The organism is Streptomyces sp. NPDC058231 (assembly GCF_042882275.1).
In the GTDB taxonomy this organism is placed as follows: domain Bacteria; phylum Actinomycetota; class Actinomycetes; order Streptomycetales; family Streptomycetaceae; genus Streptomyces.
The window spans coordinates 1-23,481 of record NZ_JBHVWN010000029.1 but is presented as its reverse complement, the minus strand read 5'-3'; the positions used below and the strand labels follow the sequence as shown (position 1 = coordinate 23,481).

Sequence of the window (23,481 nt, the reverse complement as noted above, 5' to 3'; positions counted from 1 at the left end):
GGGAGTGGTGCGGGCCGGGGACGGACGGCCCGGCTACTTGACGGCGCCCGCGGTGAGCCCCGACTTCCAGAACCGCTGGAGCAGGGCGAACGCGAGGATCAGGGGCAGCACTGCGAGTAGCGAGCCCATGATCACGACGGGGTAGTACTCGGGGGAGACGGTGGCGGAGCTGTTCCAGGTGTAGAGCCCCAGACTGACCGGATACAGGTTCTGGTCGGAGAGCATCACCATCGGCAGGAAGAAGTTGTTCCAGATGGCGGTGAGCTGGAAGAGGAAAACGGTGACCAGACCCGGCCCCAGCATCCGCAACGAGACCCGGAGATACGTGGTCAGCTCGCCGGCTCCGTCCACCCGTGCCGCTTCGAGCACCTCGTCGGGCACGTAGCCCTGGCTGAATATCCGGCCGAGGTAGACGCCGAACGGGTTGAAGAGCACCGGGATGAAGACCGCCCAGAAGGTGTTCACCAGACCGGTGGCGGACGCCATCAGGTACAGCGGCAGCGCGAGCACGGTCTGCGGCACCATGACGGCGGCGAGGACCAGGCCGAAGAGCTTCTCCTTGTGCGCAAAGCGGTACTTGTCGAACGCATAGCCGCAGGCGATGCTCACCAGGGCACCGAGCGCGGCACCGAGGACCGCGTACAGCAGGCTGTTCCCGTACCACCGCCCGTACAGTCCGCCGTCCATGGCGAACACGTCCTTGAGGTTCTGCACGAAGGCGAAGTGGTGCGGTGACAGGACGTCGCTGCCGAACAGGGCGTCCCGGTCCTTCGACGCCGCGAGCACCAGCCACAGCACCGGCAACAGTGTGTAGAGCACCGAGATGCCCACCACGGCGTTGACGACGGAGCGTCCGAGGAGCCGGGGCCGCAGTGCGGCGGCGGTACGGGTGGTGCTCGTCGCACTCATCGGGCGGCCTCCTCGGGGGCGTTGGCGCGGTTTGTCCAGCGGGTGACACCGTAGGAGAGGGCGATCGTGCAGATCAGCAGGACGACCGAGGCGGCCGCGGCCAGGCCGTAGTTGTTACGGGTGAACGCCGCGTCGTAGATGTACATGCTCGGCGAGAAACGAGAGTTGATCATCGGGGTGGACTGGCTGAGCAGCATCGGCTCGGTGAACAGCTGGAGCGCGAAGATCAGCGTGAACATCGCCACCATCACGATGGACGAGCGCACCAGGGGCGTCTTGACCTGGAGCGCGGTACGGACCGGTCCGGCACCGTCGACGACCGAGGCCTCGATCACCTCGCGCGGCACGGCCTGCAGGGCGGCGTAGAACACGACCATGTTGTAGCCGAGGTTGCTCCACAGCGCGATGTTCACGATGGACGGCAGCACGGTGTGCACACCGAGGAAGTCGACGGTGATGTCGGCCTTGCCGAGCAGGTCGATCACCGGGCTCAGCCCGGGGGTGTACAGGTACAGCCAGATGACCGCCGCGATGATGCCGGGCACGGCGTGCGGCAGGAACAGGCCGAGCTGCGCCCAGGCGCGCAGCCGTACCACCCCGGAGTCGAGCAGCAGCGCCAGTGCGAGGGCGCCGACCACCATCACCGGTATGTAGACCACGCAGTACAGGAACACGGTGGCCAGGCCGCCGAGGAACGTCGGGTCGGTCAGCACGGCCGTGTAGCTGCGGAGCCCGACGAAGACCGTGCGCTCCGGGCCGAAGCCGAGCCCGGGCTGGTCGTCGCTGAAGAAGCTGAGCCAGACGGCCGTCCCGACCGGGATCAGGAAGACCGTCACAAGGAGCACGAAGAACGGTGTCATCAGGACGCCGCAGGCACCGAGTTCACGACGCCGGGCCGACTTGCGGGTGGAGCGCGCGGGCGTGGCGGCCGACGGGGCGTTCGCCGGGCGCGCGGAGGTGAGCGTGGGAGCGGGCGCGGTCATGGGTGTCACCTGCCTCTCTGCTGCTGGGGGCGTGGAAGGAGTGATGGACGGGGTCAGCTGCTGTGCTCGGTGGTGGCGAGGCCCAGAGCCCTGAGGTCGGGCATGGTGCCCCGCTGGGCGGCGCGTACCGAGTCGATCAGCGAACCCTGACCGCCGCTCGCCCGGGCGAACCCGTCCTGCATCACCTTGGTGGTGGCGGTCATCCGCGGTCCCCAGATCCAGCCGTCCCGGATCTTGTGGGCCTCCTGCTCGAAGAGCGTGTAGATGTCCTGGCCGCTGTAGTAGCTGCGGTCGAAGGCCTTGCGGCCGACGGCGACGAGGCCGGGGGCGGCCGGATACTGGCTGCTGGCACCGCTGGAGAGCCGGGCGCGCAACGCGTCGGGGTGCGACACCTGCCACTCGATGAACTCCAGGGCGGCCTCCGGGTGCCGGCTGTCCTTGGTGACCGCGAAGGTGGAGCCGCCATGGGTGCCGACGGCGGGCTCGGCAGGGTCCCACTGGGGCAGCGGGGCCACAGCCCACTTGCCCTTCTGGGCGGGCCGCGCGTTCATCTGCGCGCCGGCGTCCCAGGCTCCGCTGAGCCGGACGAGAACCAGACCGTTGCTGATCTGCGCGTCGCTCTGGCGGCTGTCCACGGAGTTCATGAAGACCAGGTCCTGGTCGATCAGCCGCTGCCAGTAGGACGCGACGCGCCGGCTCGGCTCATCGGCCAGCGACACGTTCCAGGCGCCGTCCGAGGTGTCGAACCACTGCGCGCCGGCCTGCCAGGCGAGCGCCGCGAACTGCATGGCGCCGTCGGTGGCGAAGGTGGCCAGCCGCCGGTCCGGGGCCTTGCGGCGCACGGTCCGCGCAACCTCCTCGAACTCGTCCCAGGTGCGCGGGACTTCGATTCCGAACTGCTCGAACAGATCGGTGCGGTAGTGCATCACCATCGGTTCGACGTCCAACGGCACGCTGAAGACGCGTTTTTCGAAGGTGGTCAGTCCCAGCGCCTGCGGCAGCAGCTTGGCGCGGAGTCCGTCGCCGATCAGATCGGTGAGTTCGCGCGCCACCCCGTCGATGGCGAAGCCGGGGACCTGCGGGTACTCGATGGTGGCGACATCCGGGGCGTTGCCCGCCCGGGACGCGTTGCTGAGCTTGGCGTAACCGCCCTGACCTCCCGTGGGGATCTGCTGGAAGTCGACCTGGACGAGGTCGTGGGTGCGGTTGAACGCGTCCACGACCTCCTGGCTGCCGCGCAGGGCGGACCAGAAGGTGATGTGCGTGGCGCGTTTCGCGCCCTTGCTGCTGATGGTGCTGGTTCTGCTCGTGCCGCCCGACTGTGATGCTCCGTCACTGCCGCTGCAGGCGCTGAGCGCGCCCGTCAGAGGCAGGGCGGCGATCGTGGCGAGCACGGATCGACGGCTCTGTCGACCAGGCATGGGTGCCTCCCGCGGCTCCTGATTCGAGACACGGGAATCCTGATCGGCTGATCGGTAGGGGTCAATAGATCGCTCAGAAGAAAATTAAAGTGGTCAAACGATCAGTCTTCGCGGGAGGTGACCTCTTGCGCCGATCCGCGGACCTTGAGGGTGGGCAGCAGCTCCGTCCGGCGCACCGGACCGGTGGCGTTGGCGGGGCCGGTGAGCCGGTACAGCAGCAACTCGGCCGCCGCCCGGCCGATTTCCGCCTTCGGTGGTGCCACCGCGGTCAGCGGTGTGCTGCCCAGGGCTGCGACCACGTCGTCGTACGCGACCACCGAGCAGTCGCGCGGCACGTGGACACCGCTCTCCGCCAGCCGCTGCACCAGCATCAACGCGTCCACGTCGCCGTGCAGCACCGCCGCGGTGGCGCCCCGTTCGCGCAGCAGCTCGGCAAGGTCGACCGCGGCGCCGTCCTCGCCGGGACCGGAGAGGTGCGTGCCCGTGGTGTCCGCGCCGGGCTCCTCCGGCCCGGGGCCGGGCACCGCCCCCGGCGAGCTGAGCACCACCGACCAGTCCTCCACCTCAGGCCGGTCCGTCGCGATCCGGGCGAACGCCGCCCGGATGGTGCGCGCCGTCGGACTGTCGTCCCGGGCGGCCAGGACGATACGGCGGTGGCCCAGCGAGACCAGATGGTCCACGGCGAGGTAGGTCCCGTACCAGTGGTCGGAGCAGACGGAGTCCAGGGCGTGCAGCGCGCTGCCGGGTCGGGGCCGACGCTCCATCAGGACGGTCGGCACCCCCACCTCCGCCAGCCAGCCGTAGTCCAGCTCCTCCGAGCGCGCGTTGCGCCACCGGGGGGCGATCAGCAGTCCGCGCGCCCCGTCCGCCAGCGCCCGCTCCACCAGAGGCCGTTCGGCGCCGGCCGACTGCGGCGCGATGTGCAGGGCGATCCGCATCCCGGACTCCTCCAGCACCGTCCGGGCGCCGTGCAGCGTCTCGTACAGGTACGAATGCCGCTCCGGTACGACCAGGGCCACCGCGCCGCCGTCCGCGGCCGGCTCCCCGGCGCGCGCCGCCGGAAGCGGGACGGGCTCCGCCGCGTCGACCACCGGACGCGCCACCCCGTGTCCGCGCCGCAGTCTGCCGACCCGGGCCAGTTCCTCGACGTCCCGCCGGATCGTGACCACCGAGACGTCCAGCTCCGCGGCGAGCACGCCGACCTTGACCGCCCCCCGAGACTGCACCACCGAGAGGATTCGCTGACGTCTGAGTTCCACCGGCTCCCGCATGTTGCTGGCCCCCTCGTCGTACCGCTGCGCATTGTTCGTTTGAACGCTTCCCGCGAGCGCTTGATTCGCAGCATATCGATCACCGCCACGCTGTCCATGGCCGGTCGCCGCCGTTCCGCGGACGGGACGGGCAGACACGGACGACGGGCGCGGTGCTCGTTGACGGGCCGTAAGTGCGTGCGATTAGCATCTGGTCCTGGCATGGACACCCTCACACTCTGGCAACTGGCGGCGTTGGCCGCGGCATCGATGCTCGTCGGCTTCTCCAAGACGGCCGTCAGCGGTGCCAATACGATCAGTCTCGCGGTCTTCGCGGCCGTACTTCCGGCCCGCGAGTCCACCGGAGTGCTGCTCCCGATCCTCATCGCCGGCGACGTACTCGCCGTCCTCACCTACCGCAGGCACGCCCACTGGCCCACGCTGCTGCGGCTGTTCCCCGCCGTCGCCGTGGGCGTGGTGGCGGGCACGGTCTTCATGATGTGGGCCGACGACGAGGTCGTACGCACCTCGATCGGCGCGATCCTCCTCTTCATGGCGGGTGTCACCGTCTGGCGCCGCCGTACCGGGGCCGACGGCAAGGAGGCTCCGCAAGAGTCGGGCGGCCCGTCCGGACCGGGCAGGCTCAAGGCCCGTTCGTACGGAGCGCTCGGCGGGTTCACCACCATGGTCGCCAACGCGGGCGGCCCCGTGATGTCGCTCTACCTGCTCTCCGCCGGCTTCCGAAAACTCGGCTTCCTCGGCACCTCCGCGTGGTTCTTCCTGATCGTCAACGTCTCCAAGGTGCCGTTCAGCGTGGGCCTCGGCCTCATCGACGCGCGGTCGCTGCTGCTGGACGCGGCCATGCTGCTGTTCGTCGTCCCGGGCGCCTTCATCGGCCGGAAGTGCGTGACCCGGATCAATCAGAGACTCTTCGAGCGGCTGGTGATCGGCGCGACCGTGCTCGGCGGACTCCAGCTCCTGCTGCGCTGATCGCACCCCGCGACACGACGGGGCCCTCCCGGGCCGGACGGACCGGGAGGGCCCGATGGACCGGGAGGGCCCGATGGAGCGCGCAAGCGGTCAGACGATGTCCGCGGCGATGTCCGCCTGCTCACGGGCGTTCCCGTACGCCGACGGCGTGCCGTACGAACGGCGCGCCACGAACCACCAGACGGTGGCCAGGACCAGCACCGCGACCAGCGCGACCGACGCGTAGTTCATCGAGTCGATGGTCACCGGCGAGGACTGCGGAAGCAGGAACAGTACGGTCACGACGGCCACCCACACCACGGCGATCCAGCCGATCGGCTTGGACCAGCGGCCCAGGTGCCACGGTCCTCGCTGGAAGCGGTCCCCCGCGCGGAGCTTCAGGAGGATCGGGATCGCGTAGGCGGGCGTGATGCCGATGACGTTGATCGCCGTCACCGCGCCGTACGCGGTCGCCGAGTACAGCGACGGGAGCGCCAGCACTCCGGCGACGACGACCGCCAGCCACACCGCGGGAACGGGCGTCTGGGTGCGGGCACTCACCCTGCGCCACAGCGCCGAGCCCGGCAGCGCGTTGTCCCGGCTGAACGCGAACACCATCCGGCTGGCGGCGGCGACCTCGGCGTTGCCGCAGAACAGCTGCGCCGCGATCACGATCAGCAGCATGGCGGTGGCGCCCGAGGTGCCGAGTGCGTCGATCAGGATCTGGGCGGGCGGCACACCGGTCGCACTGTCCTGGGTGCCCGCGTAGTCCTGGATCGCGAAGGTCAGGCCCGCCAGCAGCACGAAGCCGGCGATCCAGGAGACCCAGATCGAACGGACGATGCCGCGGGCGGCGGAGACCGAGGCGTTCGAGGTCTCCTCCGACAGGTGGGCGGAGGCGTCGTAGCCGCAGAAGGTGTACTGCGCCAGCAGCAGTCCGATCGCCGCCACGTAGAGCGGGTTCTGCCAGCCCGTGTCATTGACGAACTCGGTGAAGACGAACGACGGCGACTGGTGGTGGGAGGGCACGACGGCCAGCACGGTGACGATCACGGCGACGCCCGCCAGGTGCCACCACACACTGATCGAGTTGAGCACGCTGACCAGGCGGACGCCGAAGAGGTTCAGCACGGCGTGCAGCAGCAGGATGCAGAGGAAAATGATCATGGTCTTGCCCGGGGTGGGGGTGAAGCCCCACTGCAGATTCATCAGCGCGCCGGTGAAGAGCGCGGCGCCGTAGTCGATTCCCGCGATCGCGCCGAGCAGCCCGAGCAGATTCAGCCACCCGGTGTACCAGCCCCACTTCCGGCCGCCGAGCCGGTCGGCCATGTAGTAGAGCGCCCCGGACGTCGGGTACGCGCTGGTGACCTCGGCGAGCGCCAGGCCGACGCAGAGCACGAACAGGCCGACCCCGGCCCAGCCCCACAGCATCACCGCCGGTCCGCCCGCCGACATGCCGAAGCCGTACAGGGTCATGCAGCCGGACAGGATGGAGATGACGGAGAAGCTGATGGCGAAGTTGCCGAAGCCGCCCATGCGGCGGGCCAGCACCGGCTGGTAGCCGAGTTCGCGCAGCCGCTGCTCCTCGTCCTTCTGGGGGGCGGCCTGCGCGCCCGGCTGGGTCGAGGTGGATATGGACATCAGAGAGGACCTCCGTGGATGGAGAGGGGTGGGGGGCGGTCCGACGCCGGGGGAGGGGCCGGTGATGCTCAGTCGTGCGGTCCCCGTCCCGGTTCGCGGGATGCGGTGAGACAGCGGCTCCGGGCGCGCACGTACACCTCCTCGGCGCCCGACGGGTCGTGGGGGGTGTCGGTGCGGTACGCCCACGGCAGCGTGGTGAAGTACGGGCCGAGCTCCCGGAACACGGGCGCCGCGTCGGCGAATTGCAGGGCGCCCCACAGGGCGTGGGCGAGGTGGTTGAGGTCGAGCAGGGAGTGGCCGGCCGGATCCGTCCGGTGGAACCAGATGTGCAGGGCCCGTTCGGCATCCCGTTCGGCGTCCTCGGTGACCCAGTGCAGATCCAGCGCCTTCTCCTGGCCGCGCTCGCGGCGGTAGCGCTCCACCCGCACGTACAGCGGGAGGACATGGAGCGCGGATCCGTCGGGCGCCGAAGAGGCCGCCCACTGAACGAAGTTGACCGCCTCGGAGAGAGCTCCGCCGGCCTTCCGCGCGTACACGAACTGGAGCATCCGGTGGTAGGCCTCGCGGTTGCACGGATCGCGCCGGTCGGCCTCGGCCAGCAGACCCCATGGGCCGGGGAAGAGCATCGGCCCGGGCGGACGCAGCCGGTGTTCCGGCAGATCCTGCCGCTCGTCCAGCTGGGACAGGGCCAGCAGGCACACCCAGGGGACCGGGTCCGCGGGCGCGGCGTGCGCGGCTGCCCTGCAGGCCTCCCAGGCGTCCTGCCACAGCGCCTGTGCCTGGGGGTGGCCCTCCCGCCGGGCGCGCACGGCCCGCTCCACCAGCACCCGGGCGTGCATCACGGCGGCCGCGACGCTCCCGGGTTCCTCGGCCTGCCAGGCCCGTACCGCGTCGGAACCAGCGGCCACCGCGCCGAGCACCTGGGTGCGCTGGGTCCACCGCGTCCAGTCCGGGGTGCTCTCCAGCAGGTTCCGCATGGACACCCAGCGGCCGGTGCGCAGCTCCTGCAACGCGGCGCGCAGTTCGTTGTCGTGCCCGGCCGGGTGGTAGACCGGCCGGAAGTCACTGTTGGCCATCGACGGGCCCCGACGCCGTGCGTGGCGGCGAACCCCCGCGTAAGCGGTGGGCCCGGGAACCGCGGCCCCGGCGCTCGGGGCATGGTGTCGGTCTCATTGATCCTCAAGAGCGTGGGGGGATGAGCGGTTCTGGGAATACAAACCGCTTCGAAGCGTCCTGCTGTGTGTCCGGCGCGAGTGTAGGGCGCATCGCACCGACCACCCGACCGATTCGCGGATCTTACTCAAGTCCCCTGCACTGAAAGCATGTTGAGCATCATTCGGCCGTTCTGTGCGGCATGGCATGCGGACGCTTGACGTGCGCGGTGGTCTGCACCACCCTGTGCGTCAGCGACCGGTGATCACGATTCCGTGCAAGCAGCAGAACTTCCGTACAGCTGGAGTGTCGATGACAGGCCCGGTGCTCGCCGTCGATCAAGGAACGTCCGGCACGAAGGCGCTGGTGATCTGCCCGGAGCGCGGTGTGATCGGTTCCGGATCGGCCCCGGTGCGCCCTCGGTACGGTGCCGGGGGAGTGGTCGAGGCCGACCCCGCCGAGCTGCTCGGCTCGGTCGTCGACGCCGGGCGGCAGGCGGTGCGCGAGGCCGGTGAACCGGTGGTCGCGGTCGGACTCGCCAACCAGGGCGAGACCGTGCTCGCCTGGGACCCGGTGACGGGGCGCCCGCTCTCCGACGCGATCGTCTGGCAGGACCGCCGCTCCGCCTCGGTCTGCACCGAACTGGCTCGACATGAGCCTGAGTTGAAACAGATCACCGGACTGCCGCTCGACCCCTACTTCGCCGCCCCGAAGATGGCCTGGATCCGTCGCGAACTGACCCGTGAAGGGGTCGTCACCACCAGCGACTCCTGGCTGGTCCACCAGCTCACCGGGGCGTTCGTCACCGACGCGGCGACGGCCGGGCGCACCCAGCTGCTCGACCTCGACCGGGTCGGCTGGTCACCGGAGGCCCTGGACATCTTCGGTCTCGCGGGTGAGCGCCTGCCGTCCGTCGTCGACGCCGCCGGGCCTGTCGGTACGACGGATGCCTTCGGCGGTGAACTCCCGCTGACCGGACTGCTCGTCGACCAGCAGGCCGCGCTCCTCGCCCAGGGCGCTCTGGAGCCGGGAACCGCCAAATGCACCTTCGGCACGGGTGCGTTCCTCCTCGCCCAGACCGGATCCACCCCCCGCCGAGGCTCCACCGGACTGGTCAGCTGTGTCGCATGGCGGCTCGGCGGCCGTACCAGCTACTGCCTCGACGGGCAGGTCTACACGGCCGCGTCCGCCGTCCGCTGGCTCACCGACCTCAAGGTGATCTCCGGCGCCGCCGACCTCGACCCGGTCGGCTCGGCCGTCCCCGACTCGGGCGGTGTCACCTTCGTGCCCGCGCTCGCAGGCCTGGCCGCGCCGTGGTGGCGCGGCGATCTGCGCGGCTCGGTCACCGGACTCGCCCTGGACACCACGGCCGGGCATCTGGTGCGCGCCCTCTGCGAGGGCATCGCGGCACAGGTCGTCGAACTCGCGGATGCGGCCGCCGACGACCTCGGCGGACCGCTGACCTCGCTCCGCGTCGACGGTGGCCTGACGCGGTCCGCGCTCCTCATGCAGACTCAGGCCGATCTGCTGCAGAGGCCCGTCGAGGTGTCCGCGCTGCCGGACGTCACCGCGCTCGGTGCCGGTGCCGTGGCCCGCCTCGGTCTGGACCCGCGACTGCCGCTCCGGGAAGCCCTGCCCCGATGGGATCCGGCCGCCGTGTACGAACCCCGGATCGGCGCCGATGAGGCGGCCGAGCGCCGCGGCCGTTTCCGTGCCGCGGTGGAGACCCTGCTGGACCGCGCATGACCGTGACGGTCACCAGGGCCGGGGACCCGCTCCACGGCCCGCACGGTGGCGCGGCGACGTGCACGTACGACGTCACCGTCATCGGTGCGGGCGTCGTCGGCGCCGCCATCGCCCGTGAACTGGCCCACCACCCGCTCCGCACCGCCCTGGTCGACGCGTCCGACGACATCGCCGGCGGGACGTCGAAGGCCAACACCGCGATCCTGCACACCGGATTCGACGCGGTCCCCGGCACCCTGGAAGCACGCCTCGTCCGGGACGGGCAACGCAGACTCACCGCCTACGCCGCCGAGACCGGCATCCCGGTCGAGCGCGTCGGCGCCCTTCTCATCGCCTGGGACGAGGAACAACTCGCCGCGCTCCCCGCCCTGTCGGCCAAGGCCGGACGCAACGGCTACCACGCGGCGCGTCTCATAGGGCCCGACGAACTCCGGGCCCGCGAACCCCGCCTGGGCCCCGGCGCGCTCGGCGCGCTGGAGATCCCCGACGAGAGCATCATCTGCCCCTGGACGACCCCGCTCGCGTACGTCACCCAGGCGGTCCGGGCGGGAGTCCATCTGCACCTCGACTGCCGGGTCGAGCACATCGACAGCGGCTCCGGCGTACACACCCTCACCACCTCGCGCGGCCCGTTGCGCACCCGCTACCTGATCAACGCCGCCGGACTGTACGCCGACGAGATCGACCGGCAACTCGGACACGACGCCTTCACCGTCACCCCACGCCGGGGCCAGCTGATCGTCTTCGACAAGCTCGCCCGTGAACTCGTCGGCCACATCCTGCTCCCCGTACCCACCGCGGCGGGCAAGGGCGTCCTGGTGGCACCGACGGTCTTCGGCAACGTCCTGCTCGGACCCACCGCCGAGGAACTCGACGACAAGACCGACACCGGATCCAGTGCAGAGGGACTCGCGCTGCTGCGCGAGAAGGGCCGCCGCATCCTGCCCGACCTCATCGACGAGGAAGTCACCGCCGTCTACGCCGGGCTGCGCGCCGCCACCGGCCACGAGGACTACCGCATCCAGGACCACCCGCACCAGCGGTACATCACCGTCGGCGGCATCCGCTCCACCGGACTCACCGCGTCCATGGCCATCGCCGCCCACGTCACCGGACTGCTCGCCGCCATCGGTCTCGACCTGAGCACCCCGGCCGGACTTCCGGCCTTGACGATGCCGAATCTCGGTGAGGCGTTTCCCCGCCCGTACCGGCGCGCGGACCTGATCGCGAAGGACCCGGCCTACGGCACGCTCGTCTGCCACTGCGAACGGGTCTCCGCCGGCGAGATCAGGGACGCCCTGGCCGGCCCGGTCCCGCCGCGGTCGAAGGAGGGTCTGCGCCGCCGGACCCGGGCCGGCGGCGGGCGCTGTCAGGGCTTCTACTGCGGGGCGGCGGTCCGAGCGCTGATCGAGGAGGCCGGGGCATGACCGTGCGCGAGCGGACCGTCGACGTGCTGGTGGTCGGGGCGGGGCCGGCCGGCCTGGGAGCCGGAGCGGAACTCGCAGCTTCGGGTGTCGGCCGGGTCGAGATCCTGGAACGCGAACAGGCCGCGGGCGGTGTGCCGCGCCACTGCTTCCACGGCGGATTCGGCGCCGGTCGCGCCGGTGGCGGGCTCACGGGGCCCGCGTACGCACGCCGGTGCGTGGCCGCCGCCGTCCGGGCCGGTGTCCTCCTCCGTACCGGGGTCACCGTCACCGGCTGGGCCGGGCCGCGTACCGTGGACGTGACCGGCCCCACCGGGCTCGAACGCATCACCGCCCGCGCCGTCGTCCTCGCCACCGGCGCCCGTGAACGCCCCCGCAGCGCCCGTCTGGTGCCCGGCACCCGCCCGCCCGGCGTCTACACCACCGGCGAGCTCCAGCAGGCGGTCCATCTGTACCGGCAGCCGATCGGCACCCGGGCGGTGGTCATCGGCAACGAGGCGGTCGGTCACTCGGCGGCCGACACCTTGCGCGCGGCGGGAGTGGACGTGGTCGCCCTGGTCACCGACCAGCCGCCGTCCCCGCTCGCCAGGGTTCCACGGGCACGGCGTCGCACCCCGCTCCTGACCCGCACCACCGTCACCTCGGTCGTCGGCCGGGAACGGCTCACCGGAGTCGGGCTGCGCCACCACGACGGCCGGACCATGACTCTGCCCTGCGACACCGTCGTCTTCACCGGCGACTGGATCCCCGATCACGAGCTGGCCAGGCGTGGCGGGCTGACCATGGATCCCGGGACCCGCGGCCCCGCGTACGACCCCGCGTACCGGACGTCCGAAGCCGGTGTCTTCGCCGTCGGGAACCTGCTGCACGCGGTGGAGAGCGCGGGCACGGCGGCCGCCGAGGGCCGGGCCGTCGCCGCCCCCGTCATGCGGCGGCTGGCAGCCGGAGGCTGGCCCACCGGGCGCCCGGAGCTCGCCGTCGCATCCCCGCTGAAGTGGATCGCGCCGAACCTCCTCGACCACGACACCACCCGCCCGCTCCACGACCGCTTCATACTGCGCACCGCCCGCCGGCTGCCCTGCCCGCTGCTCGTCGTCGGCCAGGACGGGCACGTACTCCATCGGCAGCGGCTGCTGCTGCCGGCCGTGCCGGACCGGCCGTTCCGGCTGCGTGCCGACTGGCTCGACCGCGTCGATCCGCACGGCGGAACCGTGCGGATCGCAGTGCTCTGAGCCCGGTCGGGCTTCAGGGAATCAGCAGCCAGTCCGCCCCGATCGCCGCGACGAGCCCGATTCCGAGAAGCCAACTGCCGAGCCGCGTACGGCCGTTGCGGCTGAGCTCGATCACGATCCCGCACAGGATCAACGCAAGTCCGTACACCCCGACCACCAGGACCGACGACCGGCTGGCGATCCGGAGTGCCAGCACGACCCCCATCGCCACCATGCCGACCGACGAGAGCGCGATCCGCAGCCGCCTGGCCTGACGGGGCGTCAGCCTGCGGCCGCCGGTCCCGTCCCCGGGCTCCGCCCCCGCCTCGTCCCCGGGCTCTGCGTCGTCCTCGGTCTCCGTCTCGGCTCCTGCTTCGGTTCCCGCCCGGGCTCCGGCATCGGACGTACCCGCTCCGGTCCCGGCACCGGACGCCCCGGCCTCGGACCCGGCCCCCGCTTCGGAACCGACCCCGGCCTTGGCCTCGGCCTCGGTCTCCCCGGCCTCGGGCCCGGCATCGGTCCTCGTGTCGGTGTCCGGGGCAGCTATCGGGGTGTCCACGGCCTGGTCCTGGTCAGAAGTGCTCATGACGCGGGATGGTAATAGCTTCGCGGCGCCGTGTTCACCGCTCCGTACGACGGATGCCGAAAACGAACGCCGTCATCGAGCACGGCCGCCCTCCTGCCGAAGCCGGGGGGACTCCTCGGCGGCGTCCACCGTCCGGCCGGCCTCCGTCTCCACCCGGTCGGCCAGCTCCTCCGCCCAACCGGTCAGCGCCGCCGTCCCGATGCCGTACCCGGCCGTTTCCCCGTACCCGGCGAGCGCCGCCGCACCACGCCGCAGCAGCCGCGCCCCGCCCGTCGTGTTGCCGCGCGCCGCATGGGTCAGACCCACCGCCAGTTGGGCGAGCCCGCGCCACAACTCCCGTTCCGACGCCGGGCCGGACTTCCACGCGTCCTCGAACACCTCGTGCGCGTGGAACGGCATCCCCGCGTCCAGCAGCCGCTGCGCCTCGCGCAGAGTCTCCTCCGGGGCACGGATCACCCCCTCGGGCTGCCGCTCCACCCCCGGAGTCCCGTACGGCAGCGGGCGGCCCAGCCCGTCCCGGGGGCGTGCATTGCGCGCCCGGCCATCGGCGTCGCGGTCCCTGCGAGTCTCGTCCACCCCTCGATTGTGCCCCGCACCTGCGGCGAACTGCCCGAACCACTGTCCGCGGGCCCCCGCGCACGACTAGTCTCGACAGTCATCCGTATCACCAGGGGGAGAGTAGGCATGAAGCCGTCCCGGCCGCTGTACGAGCGCGAACCGGAACTTGCTGCCGCCACAGAGGCCGTGGAGGCGCTCTGCGGTGCGCAGGCGGTCGGTGGTCTGCTGATCTTCAGCGGTGAGGCGGGCATCGGCAAGACAGCCCTGCTCGCCGAGATCCAGGCCATGGCGGTGGACCGGTGCACCGTCTGGTCCGCACGCGGTGGCGAGACGGTCACATCCGTGCCGTTCCACGTCGTACGCCAACTTCTGCAGCCCGCTCTCGACCAGTTCGCGCCCGACGAGGTACGGGCACTGTTCGGGGCCTGGTACGAGGTCACCGCACCCGCGCTCGGCCTCGCCGAGCCCAGCGGACCGCAGACCGACCCGCAAGGTGTGCGCGACGGACTCGACTGGGTCGTGTCGCGGCTCGCCTCCCGGCTGAGCCACCGTCCGCTGCTGCTGATCATCGACGACGCGCACTGGGCGGACGGCGAATCCCTCGCCTGGCTCGCCTCGTTCACCTCACGCCTCGGCGAACTGCCCGTCCTGGTCGTGCAGGCGCACCGCCCCGAGGAACTCGCGGCACGCAAGGCGGACGGGGACCACGGCGGCAGCCACCCGGCCCAGGTCCGGGTCGCGCTGCGGGCCCTCACCCCCGACGCCACAGCGGAACTGGTTCGGGCGGCTCTCGGCGACCACGCCGACGACCCGTTCTGCCGCGAGGTATGGGCCGTCACCGGTGGCAACCCGTACGAGGCGGTCGAACTCGTCGCCAAGGTGCAGGACCGGGAGCTGCCCCCGCTGGAGGAGTCGGCCGGGATGCTGCGCGAACTCGGCGCATCGGCACGCGGCAGCGGGCTCGTCGCCCGGCTCGAACGGCTCGGCACCAACGCCAACCGGTTCGCCTGGGCCGCGGCCGTCCTCGGCACCGACATCTCGCAGGACCTCGCGGCCACCCTCGCCGGGATGAGCCCCGCAGAGGCCGCCGACTGCACCGCGCGGCTGCGCGACGCCCGTATCGTCAGCGGCTTCGACCCGTTGGAGTTCGTGCACCCGCTGATCGCCACCGCCGTGTACCGGTCCATCCCGCCGGCGACGCGTACGGCCATGCACGGCCGGGCCGCCTGGGCCATCACCCGAGCCGGACTCGGTGCCGCAGCGGCCAGCCGCCACCTCCTCGAAGTCCACCCGGACGACGACCAGGAACTGGTCGAGCAGCTTCGCGAAGCGGCGGGGCAGCATCTCGCGGTCGGTGCCCCCGAAGCCGCCCGGCGCTGTCTGGAGCGCGCCATGCAGGAACCGCCGCGCCACCAGGTGCGGGCCACCCTCCTGTACGAGCTCGGTTGCGCCACGCTGCTCAGCTCCCCGCCCACCACCGTGCAGCACCTGCGGGCCGCCCTCGACATGCCCGGACTCGCCGACGAGGTCCGGGTCGACGCCACCTTCCGGCTCGCCGCCGCCCTCTCCCACAACAACCAGCTGAAGGAAGCCGCACTCGCCCTCGCGGCCGAGGCAGGGCGCACCGCGCCGGGCCCCGGACAGATGAGGCTGCAGGCCGCGCACTTCCTCTGGGAGGGCATGCAGGCGGCCGAGGACGACGGCCCGGGCCGCTCGCGACGGCTCGCCCGCAACGCCGACCACCTCACCGGCCGCGACAACGCCGAGCGGGCCCTGCTCACCCTCCGCGCCTTCGACGCGATGCTGCGCGGCGAGAACTCCCAGCTCATCGTCGACCTCTGCGAACGCGCTCTGGTCGACGGCCGCCCTGCGCGCGGGCTCGGCTGGACCGACACCGAGTGGGGCTTCGAGTTCCCCACCCTGGTCGGCATCACCTATGCCTTCACCGACCAGCTCGACCGGGCCGAGGAACTGTTCGGCGAAGCCGTGCGGGCGTTCGAGATCTCCGGGTGGAGCGGCGCGCACCTGGCGTTCGCGCACACCTTGCTCGGTCTGGTCCACCGCCGTCGCGGCCGGCTGGCCGAGGCGGAGGGCTTCCTCCGTGAAGGGCTGCGGCTCGCCGACCGTGTCGGCAGCGGGCTCCCCGTCCACTGGGACGCCGCCTGCCTGCTCATCGACACGCTGCTGGCCCGCGGCCGGATCACCGAGGCCCGTAAGGTCGCCGACCGCTACGAATTCGGACTGCCTTACCCGAGCGCCATGGTCCTGCCCGACGCACCATGCGTACGCGGCCGCCTCCTGCTCGCCGAAGGACGTACGAAGGAGGCCGTCACCGAACTCGAAGCGGCCGGCCAGGCCCTTGAACCGCGTGGCCGGTTCAACGGCATCTGGGCCCCGTGGGCAGGCGACCTCGCCCGCGCTCTGGCCGAGGACGACCCGGGCCGCGCGGCGCAGCTGGCCACGGCCTCCCGGGTGCACGCCGAACGTTTCGGCACGGACACCGCGATCGGTGAGGCCCTGCGCTGCGTCTCCCTGTTCGCCCGCCCGGAGGATTCCCACCACCTGCTGGCCGACGCGGTCCGGCACCTGGAGGCGTCCCCGTCCGCGTACGAACATGCTCTGGCCCGCGTCGAATACGGCATCGCCATCCGCTCCCCGCGGGAGCTCGCCCGAGCGCAGAAACTGGCCACCGCCTGCGGCGCCGAAGCACTCGCGACCCGTGCCCACCAGGCACGGACGTCGATCCGGTCCTCGGAGTGAGGTAATGTTTGTCCTGCGCGGCCACCCGGGAACACTGGGGGGAATCGCATCGGGACGTGGCGCAGCTTGGTAGCGCACTTGACTGGGGGTCAAGGGGTCGCAGGTTCAAATCCTGTCGTCCCGACTGGAGACAGTCGCAGGCAAGGGCCGGTTTCGGAGAAATCCGAAACCGGCCCTTGGCCATTCCTGGGGACGAGTTGGGGACCGGCACCCGCCCATGGCGGGCACCACGCGCGTCCACCATCCCGCCGGACAGGGGTAGAGCGTCTTCAGCTCCGGACCGCGCCGAGTACACGGCGGTGACGAACGCGTGGGCGGCCGTGGCCGTCGGTTCGCGTCCCGGTGGCGGAGGCGGCGGCGGTAAACGTCGTTCGAGGACTCGGCCGACGTATCGATTCCGGACAACGGCGCTGCCGTCACCTCGTCGATCACGGTCAGCGGCCGCACCGCCGACGCGCTGACCTTCCCGTGGACCGCTGCCGAGTGCGGCACGAGGACAGGGCGCCGTCCCGGGGGGGCAACTCCCGGTGCGGCGCCCTCTTTTGCCCGGGCGGGAGTTTGCGTTGACCCGCCCTTGGCGGGGGCGGGCAGGGCGCGTGATCACCCCACTGTTCACCTGATCGACGATTTCCGGCCAAGGTCCTTATGGGCTCCTGACATGTACGCGTCCTGGATGGCACTCTTCCACCGCACGGCTCACCCGCACCGCATCTTCGCAATCGCCCGTCCGGCCACCCCATGCCGTTCGGACGCCCCCCAAGAAGGAGCTTGCGTGACCCCCCTCTACGCGCGTCACAAGCGGACCACTCTGGCCATCGCCACCACCGTCGCCGCCGGCGCCCTGCTCGCCACCGGCCTCACTACCGGAGCCGCCGCCCAGACCGTCGCGCTCCCCGCCGGCAAGACCACCCCCCTTGCCGGTTCGCCCCTCCAGCTGTCCGCCTCGGCGCGTACCGCGCTCATCCGGAAGGCCGACGCCGCCACGGCGGAGACCGCCCAGCGCATAGGCCTCGGCGCCAAGGAGAAGCTGGTCGTCAGAGACGTCGTCAAGGACGTCGACGGCGCCGTGCACACCCGCTACGAGCGCACGTACAACGGACTTCCGGTCCTCGGCGGTGACCTCGTCGTCCACGAGGACAAGACCGGCACGACCGAGACCGTGACGAAGGCGATCAAGACGGCCATCAAGGTCGCCTCGCTCAAGCCCGTGGTCACCACCGCGAAGGCCGAGAAGCAGGCGCTCACCGCCGCCAAGACAGCCGGCTCGGCGAAGACCGCGGCCGACCAGGCTCCCCGCAAGGTGATCTGGGCCGCCACCGGCAAGCCGACTCTCGCCTACGAGACCGTCGTCGGCGGCCTCCAGGACGACGGCACCCCCAACGAGCTGCACGTCATCACCGACGCCGCCACCGGCAAGAAGCTCTACGAGTACCAGGGCATCGAGACCGGCACCGGCAAGACCCTCTACTCGGGTTCGGTCAGCCTCTCCACGACCCTGTCGGGCTCGACGTACCAGCTCACCGACGGTACGCGCGGCGGCCACAAGACGTACAACCTCAAGCACGGGACGTCGGGCACCGGCACGCTGTTCACCGACGCCGACGACGTGTGGGGCACCGGCGCCGCCTCCAGCTCCACCACGGACCAGACGGCCGCCGCGGACGCCGCCTACGGAGCCCAGGAGACCTGGGACTTCTACAAGAGCACGTTCGGCCGCAGCGGCATCAAGAACAACGGTGTCGGCGCCTACTCCCGGGTGCACTACGGCAATTCGTACGTGAATGCGTTCTGGGACGACAGCTGCTTCTGCATGACCTACGGTGACGGCTCGGGCAACACGCACCCGCTGACCTCGCTGGACGTCGCGGGCCACGAGATGAGCCACGGTGTCACCTCCAGCACCGCGGGCCTCAACTACTCAGGTGAGTCGGGCGGCCTGAACGAGGCGACCTCCGACATCTTCGGCACCGGCGTCGAGTTCTACGCGGCGAACTCCGCCGACGTGGGCGACTACCTCATCGGCGAGAAGATCAACATCAACGGTGACGGCACGCCGCTGCGCTACATGGACCAGCCCAGCAAGGACGGCGGCTCCGCCAACTACTGGTCCTCCAGCGTCGGCAGCCTGGACGTCCACTACTCGTCCGGTGTCGCGAACCACTTCTTCTACCTCCTCTCGGAGGGCAGCGGCGCGAAGACGATCAACGGAGTCAGCTACAACTCCCCGACCTACAACGGCGCCGCGGTCACCGGCATCGGCCGGGCCAAGGCCCTGCAGATCTGGTACAAGGCGCTGACGACCTACATGACGTCGACGACCAAGTACAAGGCCGCCCGAACGGCCACGCTCTCCGCGGCGTCGGCCCTGTACGGCTCCACGAGCACGGAGTACAACACGGTCGCGGCTGCCTGGACGGCGGTCAACGTCAGCTAGTGCGCGCGTAGTGGGACCGAGGCGGCACCCGGAGCGCACGCGCACCGGGTGCCGCCTTACTTCTGCCCCCCATGCCCCGCAGCGACCCTTCCGCTCTCGCGGGGAGGGGTGGGCAGCCGGACTCATGTGCGCCGCAAGCCCTCGGTCACCGCCGTCACCACCAGACCGTCGGAGACCCCGTAGCGGCCGGTGAACCCGTACCACTCCGTCCCGGCGACGGTCGGACCGGGAACCAGGAGCCGTGCGCGGAAGCTGTTCGTCGCAGGGTCCACCGTGATGTCCGCCTCTTCGAAACCGAGCCAGGACCCGGTGAGCGGGAACCATGCCTTGTAGACCGACTCCTTCGCGCTGAACAGCAGCCGGTCCCAGGCGATTTCGGGTAGCGCGTCGGCCAGACCGGTAAGCCTGCCTCGCTCCTCGGGCAGTGAGACCGTGTCGAGTATGCCTGCGGGCAGCGGTTCGTTGGGCTCGGCATCGATCCCGACCGTCACCAGGTCCGCCGTACGGGCCACGGCGGCGGCGCGGTATCCGGCGCAGTGCGTGATGCTGCCCACCACGCCGTCCGGCCAGCACGGCGCACCGCGCTCGCCCTTGAGGATCGCGGTGGCAGGCACACCGAGCCGGGCGAGTGCGGCCCGCGCGCAGTGCCGGCCCGTCGTGAACTCCCTTCGGCGGCTCTCCACGGCGCGACTCACGTACGCCTCCTCCTCCGGATACAGCCATGACTCCGGCGGGTCTTCGTAGAGCTCGACGGTCGCCACCGCCGCAGGAAGGATCTCCCCGAGCACCTTTCGTACCTCCTGACAGGACAGCACCTGGTGCGGAGCCCTGGGGCCGCCGCGCTCCGCCCACTCTTTCATCTCCCCAGGCGACGAAGCACTGACAGGAGCTGCACCCTGAGGCCGCCGGAGAGCCTATGGGCAGACCTCCGGAATCGGTACTCCCGTCCGACCGGGATCGCGGCCCGGTACAGGCGGTCACGCGGTGCGCCGGTCCGAACCAGCCGGTCCGTATGACCCGGTCTCAGGCGAAGAGGTTGCGCAGGAACGCGGAGAGGTTGTCCCTGGTGCGGTCCACCTGCTCCGCCACCGTCAGGGACTCCTTGAAGCGTCCGCCGGGCGCCGGCAGCTTCCGTCCACGTACATACAGGGAACATGCGAGATCGGTGCAAATGTACAGGCCGAGCGAATTCCCCTCCCGTCCGGCGAGGCCCGTCCTGCGGGCGGTCATCAGGGAGACGCCGCTGCCCGGGTGCGTGGTCAGGCAGAGCGAACACATGCTGCGGTGCAGGAAACCCCGCTGCTGGGAGGGGAATCGGAGAGTGATGCCGACCAGCTCACCGTCGTGCTCGGTGACGATGTAGCTGCGGCCCGGCGCTGCCAGGTCGCGCCATCCCAGGAAATCCAGGTCGTCCCAGGGCTGCTCGGCGAGATCGCGAGGCATCGGCAGACGCTTGGCCTCTCCCTTCGAGCAATTGACGAACGAGGTGCGGATCTCCTGCTCACTCACGGCCTTCATGCCGGGGACGCTAACTGCGCCTATGAGCTCTAGGCAAATGATTAAGAGATCTAGGTCAGGGGGCGTCTTCCGGGGCCGTGGCGGTGACGTAGAGGCGGTGCGCGGGGGGATGGCTGAGGGGGAGGCCGGGACGCCACGCCTTGAGGATCTGGGCCGAGGGGTCGAAGAGCGGACCCGGCAGTGCGCCCGGATCCGTCCACTGCCAGGTACTGATCAGATGGGCCTCGGTCACCCGTGGGGTCTCCGCCTCCACGGACACCATCGCCGCCATGGTCACGCGGTTGATCCCGGCGACCACGTCGTGAAGCAGCGCGAAGACCCTCACCCGGTCCTCGGGGACGTCCAGGCCGGTCTCCTCGCGGAGCTCGCGTACGGCAGCCGCGGCGATCGACTCGTGTGTCGGATCGACCTTGCCGCCCGGCAGCTCCCAGGTTCCGCCGTGGTGCCTGCCGAGCAGGATGCGTCCCTGCTCGTCCTGGACGATGACGCCCACGCCGAGTGCCGCCTGCGCGACGGGCGGACGGGTGTTGCGCGTGAACTGCTCCGGGGGAGGGGAACCCATGGTGCTCCTTGAGGTCGGGGCGCGGCGCCCGGCGGGAACGGGCTGCCATCTTCACATCGCCGGGTGCCGGGTGCTGGGTGCCGACCACGCCCGCGGTGGTCGAGGCGGCCTAGACGGCAAGTCTGAGCGAGGCCCCGGCGATCCCGAGACACACGGTCTGACCCCACGTCAAGTCCAGTGCGTCGCCCTCCATCCCGTCACCGAAGACCACCACCCGGTCCGACTCGACCGTGAGGCGCAGCCGCTGGCCGCGCCGCAGTTCGCCCGCCACCAGTGAGGTGCCGGTGGTGGGCGACGGCCAGGCTTCGCGTACGAACCAGACCAGGCGGGGGTCGGTCGGGCCGGGCAGCGTCAGCGCACTCCGCCGTTCCTGCCACAGCGAGCGCAGCCAGCCGGTGGAGCCGGTGCCGGTGCCGACCAGGACGCCGGACGACGCCTGTGACTCGGCGGGGGAGTCCGGGCCGTCGGGCTCGAGACGGTACCGGGCCGTCTGATGACCGGGAGGTCCCAGATAGATCTCGTTGAGGGCGAGGAGATGCTGGGTGTCGTCGGCGACGGCCTCGACCATGGTGAGGTCGTCGGTGCTGCCGCCGGGCGAGCCGGCCGCCCGGAGCAGGGCGGCGGCGTCGCCCGGACGGTGACGCACCAGCACGCCCGGGTTGCGGCCGGGGTCGGTGTCGATGCCCACGACCGGCTGGCCGGAGAGGTACTTGGCCACGTTGGCGACCAGCCCGTCCTGCCCCACCACGACCACCACGTCCTCCGGCCCGAAGAGGAACCGGTCGAGATCCGCGCGCTCCACCCGGGACTGGCGCCACTGGAGCGGCACGGCCGCCGCCACGTCGGAGAGCGCCTGCTGGGTCCGCGCGTGCCGCCGCGACACCTCTTCGATGGACCGTCCACGGGTGGAGAGGAAGAACGCGGCCTGACCGTGTGTGCCGTGCCGGGCGAGCAACTCCTCGTACTCGGTGGTGCGATGCACGAGCACCGCGCGAGGGGCGAGGCTCACGCGCGGGTCTCCGGGCCGGGCCGGCCGAGCCTGGCGAGCAGGCCGGTCAGGACGTCGGGGGAGAGGGTGAGGCTGTCGATGCGCGGCAGGTTCTCGGCGAGCCGGGTGGCGGCCAGTGCGTGCAGGGTCGCGGCGTCCACCTCGCCGTGCACCCGCAGCCAGGCCGCCTGCGACTCGGCGCGGGCGGCGCCGACCTCGCGGGCGGCTTCGGCATCGGCGCGGGCGAGGCGTACCTTGCGGGCCGCCTCCGCCTGTGCGCGTACCCCGTCCGCCGCCGCGTTCTCCTCGGCCTCGCGCCGCGCGTTGGTGCCGCGCTGCTCGACCAACTGCTCCTCCCGGCGGGCGAGTTCGATCTGGCTGGCGAGCTCGTTCTCCGCGATGGCCCGCTCGCGCTCGACGGCCACCGCCCGGCGTTCGTACGTCGCCCGGTCGGCCTCCTGCTGGATCTGCTCCCGGGCCGGGGTGCGCAGGGCGCGCTCCACCTCCGCCTCCGGGCGGATCGCGACCACCCGTACCGCCACGACATCGATGCCGGTGGCGGGCAGCCGTGGCTCGGCGGCCAGTCCTTCGGCGACCCGGTCCCGTACTGCGGCCACTCCGTCGACGAGCGCGCCGGCCAGCGGGGTGCGAGCCAGTGCGTCGAGCGTGTGCTGCTGAGCGGTCTCGGTCAGGAGTGTGGCGATCTGTTCCAGCGGCGCACCGCGCCAGACTCCGGTGTCCGGGTGGATGGAGAAGTCGAGCCGGGCCGCGGCCTCGGCGGGGTCGCTGATCCGGTACGTCACGGTGGCCTGCACGGTGACGTCCTGGAAGTCGGAGGTGCGGGCATGGAATGCCATCGCCAACTCGCGGTCGTTGACCGGGACCTCGGAGAGAGCGGCGCTCAGTGACCGGTACCAGAAGCTCAGCCCCGGGCCGTCGTGCCTGAGCAGGCCGCGTTGGTGGTAGCGGATGTGGGCGGTGGGTGCGGAGCGCAGATGGCGCCAGCCGAACCGCTTGGTGATGTCTGCCATGGCGGGATCCCCCTCGTTGTCGTCATGGAGACGATAAGGCGGGACGTTGATATCGTCAAGGGGACGAGAAGGGGCGGTGTGAAACTCTTCGCGCCCTCTCGGCGCGATGCGCGTGGTCGGTGTCCGCGGCCCCGTTCGCCGCCGGACGAGGATGTACGAGCGCGGCCGGGCGGGGGCGGCGCACCCCGCCTCCCCCCCCCCCGCCCCCCCCGCCACCGCGGCCCCGTCCCAGCCCCCCCCTCCCGCCCCCCCCGCCACACTCCCACCAGGCCAGAGCCGGCCGCCGCTCGCGGCGCCGCCCCAGCACCGCCACCGGCATGAGCGCCGCGCCGTACGAC

The 23,481-nt window shown here is 71.4% G+C and carries 19 protein-coding genes and 1 tRNA gene; 7 read left to right on the top strand and 13 right to left on the bottom strand.

The features are described 5' to 3' along the window. Positions 1 to 33: 33 nt before the first annotated feature. From ACFVXE_RS20315 to ACFVXE_RS20300, 4 genes are all read right to left on the bottom strand, one after another. A complete protein-coding gene (locus ACFVXE_RS20315; RefSeq protein ID WP_389672765.1) occupies positions 34 to 909 on the bottom strand; it encodes a carbohydrate ABC transporter permease in 876 nt (291 codons plus the stop codon). Beyond that, a complete protein-coding gene (locus ACFVXE_RS20310) occupies positions 906 to 1,892 on the bottom strand; it encodes a carbohydrate ABC transporter permease (protein ID WP_389672764.1) in 987 nt (328 codons plus the stop codon). Before ACFVXE_RS20310 ends, ACFVXE_RS20315 begins: the two co-directional genes overlap by 4 nt. 53 nt (positions 1,893 to 1,945) lie before the next feature. After that, complete coding sequence (locus ACFVXE_RS20305; RefSeq protein ID WP_389672763.1) at positions 1,946 to 3,313, bottom strand: ABC transporter substrate-binding protein; 1,368 nt, start codon at positions 3,311 to 3,313, stop codon at positions 1,946 to 1,948. A gap of 101 nt (positions 3,314 to 3,414) precedes the next feature. Next, on the bottom strand, positions 3,415 to 4,584 hold the full coding sequence (locus tag ACFVXE_RS20300; RefSeq protein WP_389672761.1) for a substrate-binding domain-containing protein: 1,170 nt from the start codon (positions 4,582 to 4,584) through the stop codon (positions 3,415 to 3,417). Between the two features lie 201 nt (positions 4,585 to 4,785). Between ACFVXE_RS20300 and ACFVXE_RS20295 the strand changes: the two genes are divergently transcribed. Beyond that, the gene (locus ACFVXE_RS20295; protein WP_389672760.1) at positions 4,786 to 5,553 is read left to right on the top strand and encodes a sulfite exporter TauE/SafE family protein; all 768 of its coding nucleotides are present in this window, start codon (positions 4,786 to 4,788) and stop codon (positions 5,551 to 5,553) included. A 90-nt stretch (positions 5,554 to 5,643) separates the two neighbouring features. On the opposite strand, the gene ACFVXE_RS20290 is transcribed toward ACFVXE_RS20295, so the two are convergent. Together ACFVXE_RS20290 and ACFVXE_RS20285 are read right to left on the bottom strand one after the other, a co-directional pair. Continuing rightward, on the bottom strand, positions 5,644 to 7,173 hold the full coding sequence (locus ACFVXE_RS20290) for an amino acid permease (protein ID WP_389672758.1): 1,530 nt from the start codon (positions 7,171 to 7,173) through the stop codon (positions 5,644 to 5,646). 68 nt (positions 7,174 to 7,241) lie between these two features. Next, positions 7,242 to 8,249 (bottom strand): hypothetical protein, encoded by a 1,008-nt coding sequence (locus ACFVXE_RS20285; protein WP_389672757.1) that lies wholly within the window; start codon positions 8,247 to 8,249, stop codon positions 7,242 to 7,244. A gap of 388 nt (positions 8,250 to 8,637) precedes the next feature. Between ACFVXE_RS20285 and ACFVXE_RS20280 the strand changes: the two genes are divergently transcribed. Genes ACFVXE_RS20280 through ACFVXE_RS20270 form a run of 3 tightly spaced genes read left to right on the top strand, consistent with a single transcriptional unit; the run spans position 8,638 to position 12,727 of the window. Then, positions 8,638 to 10,071, top strand: a complete 1,434-nt coding sequence (locus ACFVXE_RS20280) for an FGGY family carbohydrate kinase (RefSeq protein WP_389672756.1) — start codon at positions 8,638 to 8,640, stop codon at positions 10,069 to 10,071. Continuing rightward, positions 10,068 to 11,498: an FAD-dependent oxidoreductase gene (locus tag ACFVXE_RS20275; protein ID WP_389672754.1), complete on the top strand. Its 1,431-nt coding sequence runs from the start codon at positions 10,068 to 10,070 to the stop codon at positions 11,496 to 11,498. The genes ACFVXE_RS20280 and ACFVXE_RS20275 overlap by 4 nt, the downstream gene beginning before the upstream one ends. Continuing rightward, positions 11,495 to 12,727 (top strand): FAD/NAD(P)-binding oxidoreductase, encoded by a 1,233-nt coding sequence (locus ACFVXE_RS20270; RefSeq protein WP_389672752.1) that lies wholly within the window; start codon positions 11,495 to 11,497, stop codon positions 12,725 to 12,727. Before ACFVXE_RS20275 ends, ACFVXE_RS20270 begins: the two co-directional genes overlap by 4 nt. A 13-nt stretch (positions 12,728 to 12,740) precedes the next feature. Here the strand turns inward: ACFVXE_RS20270 and ACFVXE_RS20265 are convergent, their stop codons facing one another. Beyond that, positions 12,741 to 13,292: a hypothetical protein gene (locus ACFVXE_RS20265; protein ID WP_389672750.1), complete on the bottom strand. Its 552-nt coding sequence runs from the start codon at positions 13,290 to 13,292 to the stop codon at positions 12,741 to 12,743. Positions 13,293 to 13,364: 72 nt separating this feature from the next. After that, complete coding sequence (locus ACFVXE_RS20260) at positions 13,365 to 13,868, bottom strand: DUF309 domain-containing protein (RefSeq protein WP_389672749.1); 504 nt, start codon at positions 13,866 to 13,868, stop codon at positions 13,365 to 13,367. A gap of 108 nt (positions 13,869 to 13,976) precedes the next feature. On the opposite strand from ACFVXE_RS20260, the gene ACFVXE_RS20255 reads away from it, so the two are divergent. The 3 genes from ACFVXE_RS20255 (at position 13,977) to ACFVXE_RS20245 (ending at position 19,044) form a co-directional block, all read left to right on the top strand. Then, complete coding sequence (locus ACFVXE_RS20255; protein WP_389672748.1) at positions 13,977 to 16,610, top strand: ATP-binding protein; 2,634 nt, start codon at positions 13,977 to 13,979, stop codon at positions 16,608 to 16,610. A 50-nt stretch (positions 16,611 to 16,660) separates the two neighbouring features. Continuing rightward, positions 16,661 to 16,734, top strand: a tRNA-Pro gene (locus ACFVXE_RS20250). Between the two features lie 648 nt (positions 16,735 to 17,382). After that, complete coding sequence (locus ACFVXE_RS20245) at positions 17,383 to 19,044, top strand: M4 family metallopeptidase (protein WP_389672848.1); 1,662 nt, start codon at positions 17,383 to 17,385, stop codon at positions 19,042 to 19,044. 122 nt (positions 19,045 to 19,166) lie between these two features. On the opposite strand, the gene ACFVXE_RS20240 is transcribed toward ACFVXE_RS20245, so the two are convergent. The 5 genes from ACFVXE_RS20240 to ACFVXE_RS20220 all read right to left on the bottom strand — a co-directional run bounded on the left by ACFVXE_RS20240 (position 19,167) and on the right by ACFVXE_RS20220 (position 23,143). After that, positions 19,167 to 19,832 (bottom strand): 4'-phosphopantetheinyl transferase, encoded by a 666-nt coding sequence (locus ACFVXE_RS20240; RefSeq protein ID WP_389672747.1) that lies wholly within the window; start codon positions 19,830 to 19,832, stop codon positions 19,167 to 19,169. 235 nt (positions 19,833 to 20,067) lie between these two features. Next, positions 20,068 to 20,562, bottom strand: a complete 495-nt coding sequence (locus ACFVXE_RS20235; protein WP_389672746.1) for an FBP domain-containing protein — start codon at positions 20,560 to 20,562, stop codon at positions 20,068 to 20,070. A 55-nt stretch (positions 20,563 to 20,617) separates the two neighbouring features. Further along, positions 20,618 to 21,124: an NUDIX hydrolase gene (locus ACFVXE_RS20230; protein ID WP_389672744.1), complete on the bottom strand. Its 507-nt coding sequence runs from the start codon at positions 21,122 to 21,124 to the stop codon at positions 20,618 to 20,620. Positions 21,125 to 21,233: 109 nt separating this feature from the next. Next, positions 21,234 to 22,133, bottom strand: a complete 900-nt coding sequence (locus ACFVXE_RS20225; protein WP_389672742.1) for a hypothetical protein — start codon at positions 22,131 to 22,133, stop codon at positions 21,234 to 21,236. After that, positions 22,130 to 23,143, bottom strand: coding sequence for an SPFH domain-containing protein (locus ACFVXE_RS20220; protein WP_389672741.1), 1,014 nt, complete (start codon positions 23,141 to 23,143; stop codon positions 22,130 to 22,132). Before ACFVXE_RS20220 ends, ACFVXE_RS20225 begins: the two co-directional genes overlap by 4 nt. Positions 23,144 to 23,481 lie beyond the last annotated feature (338 nt).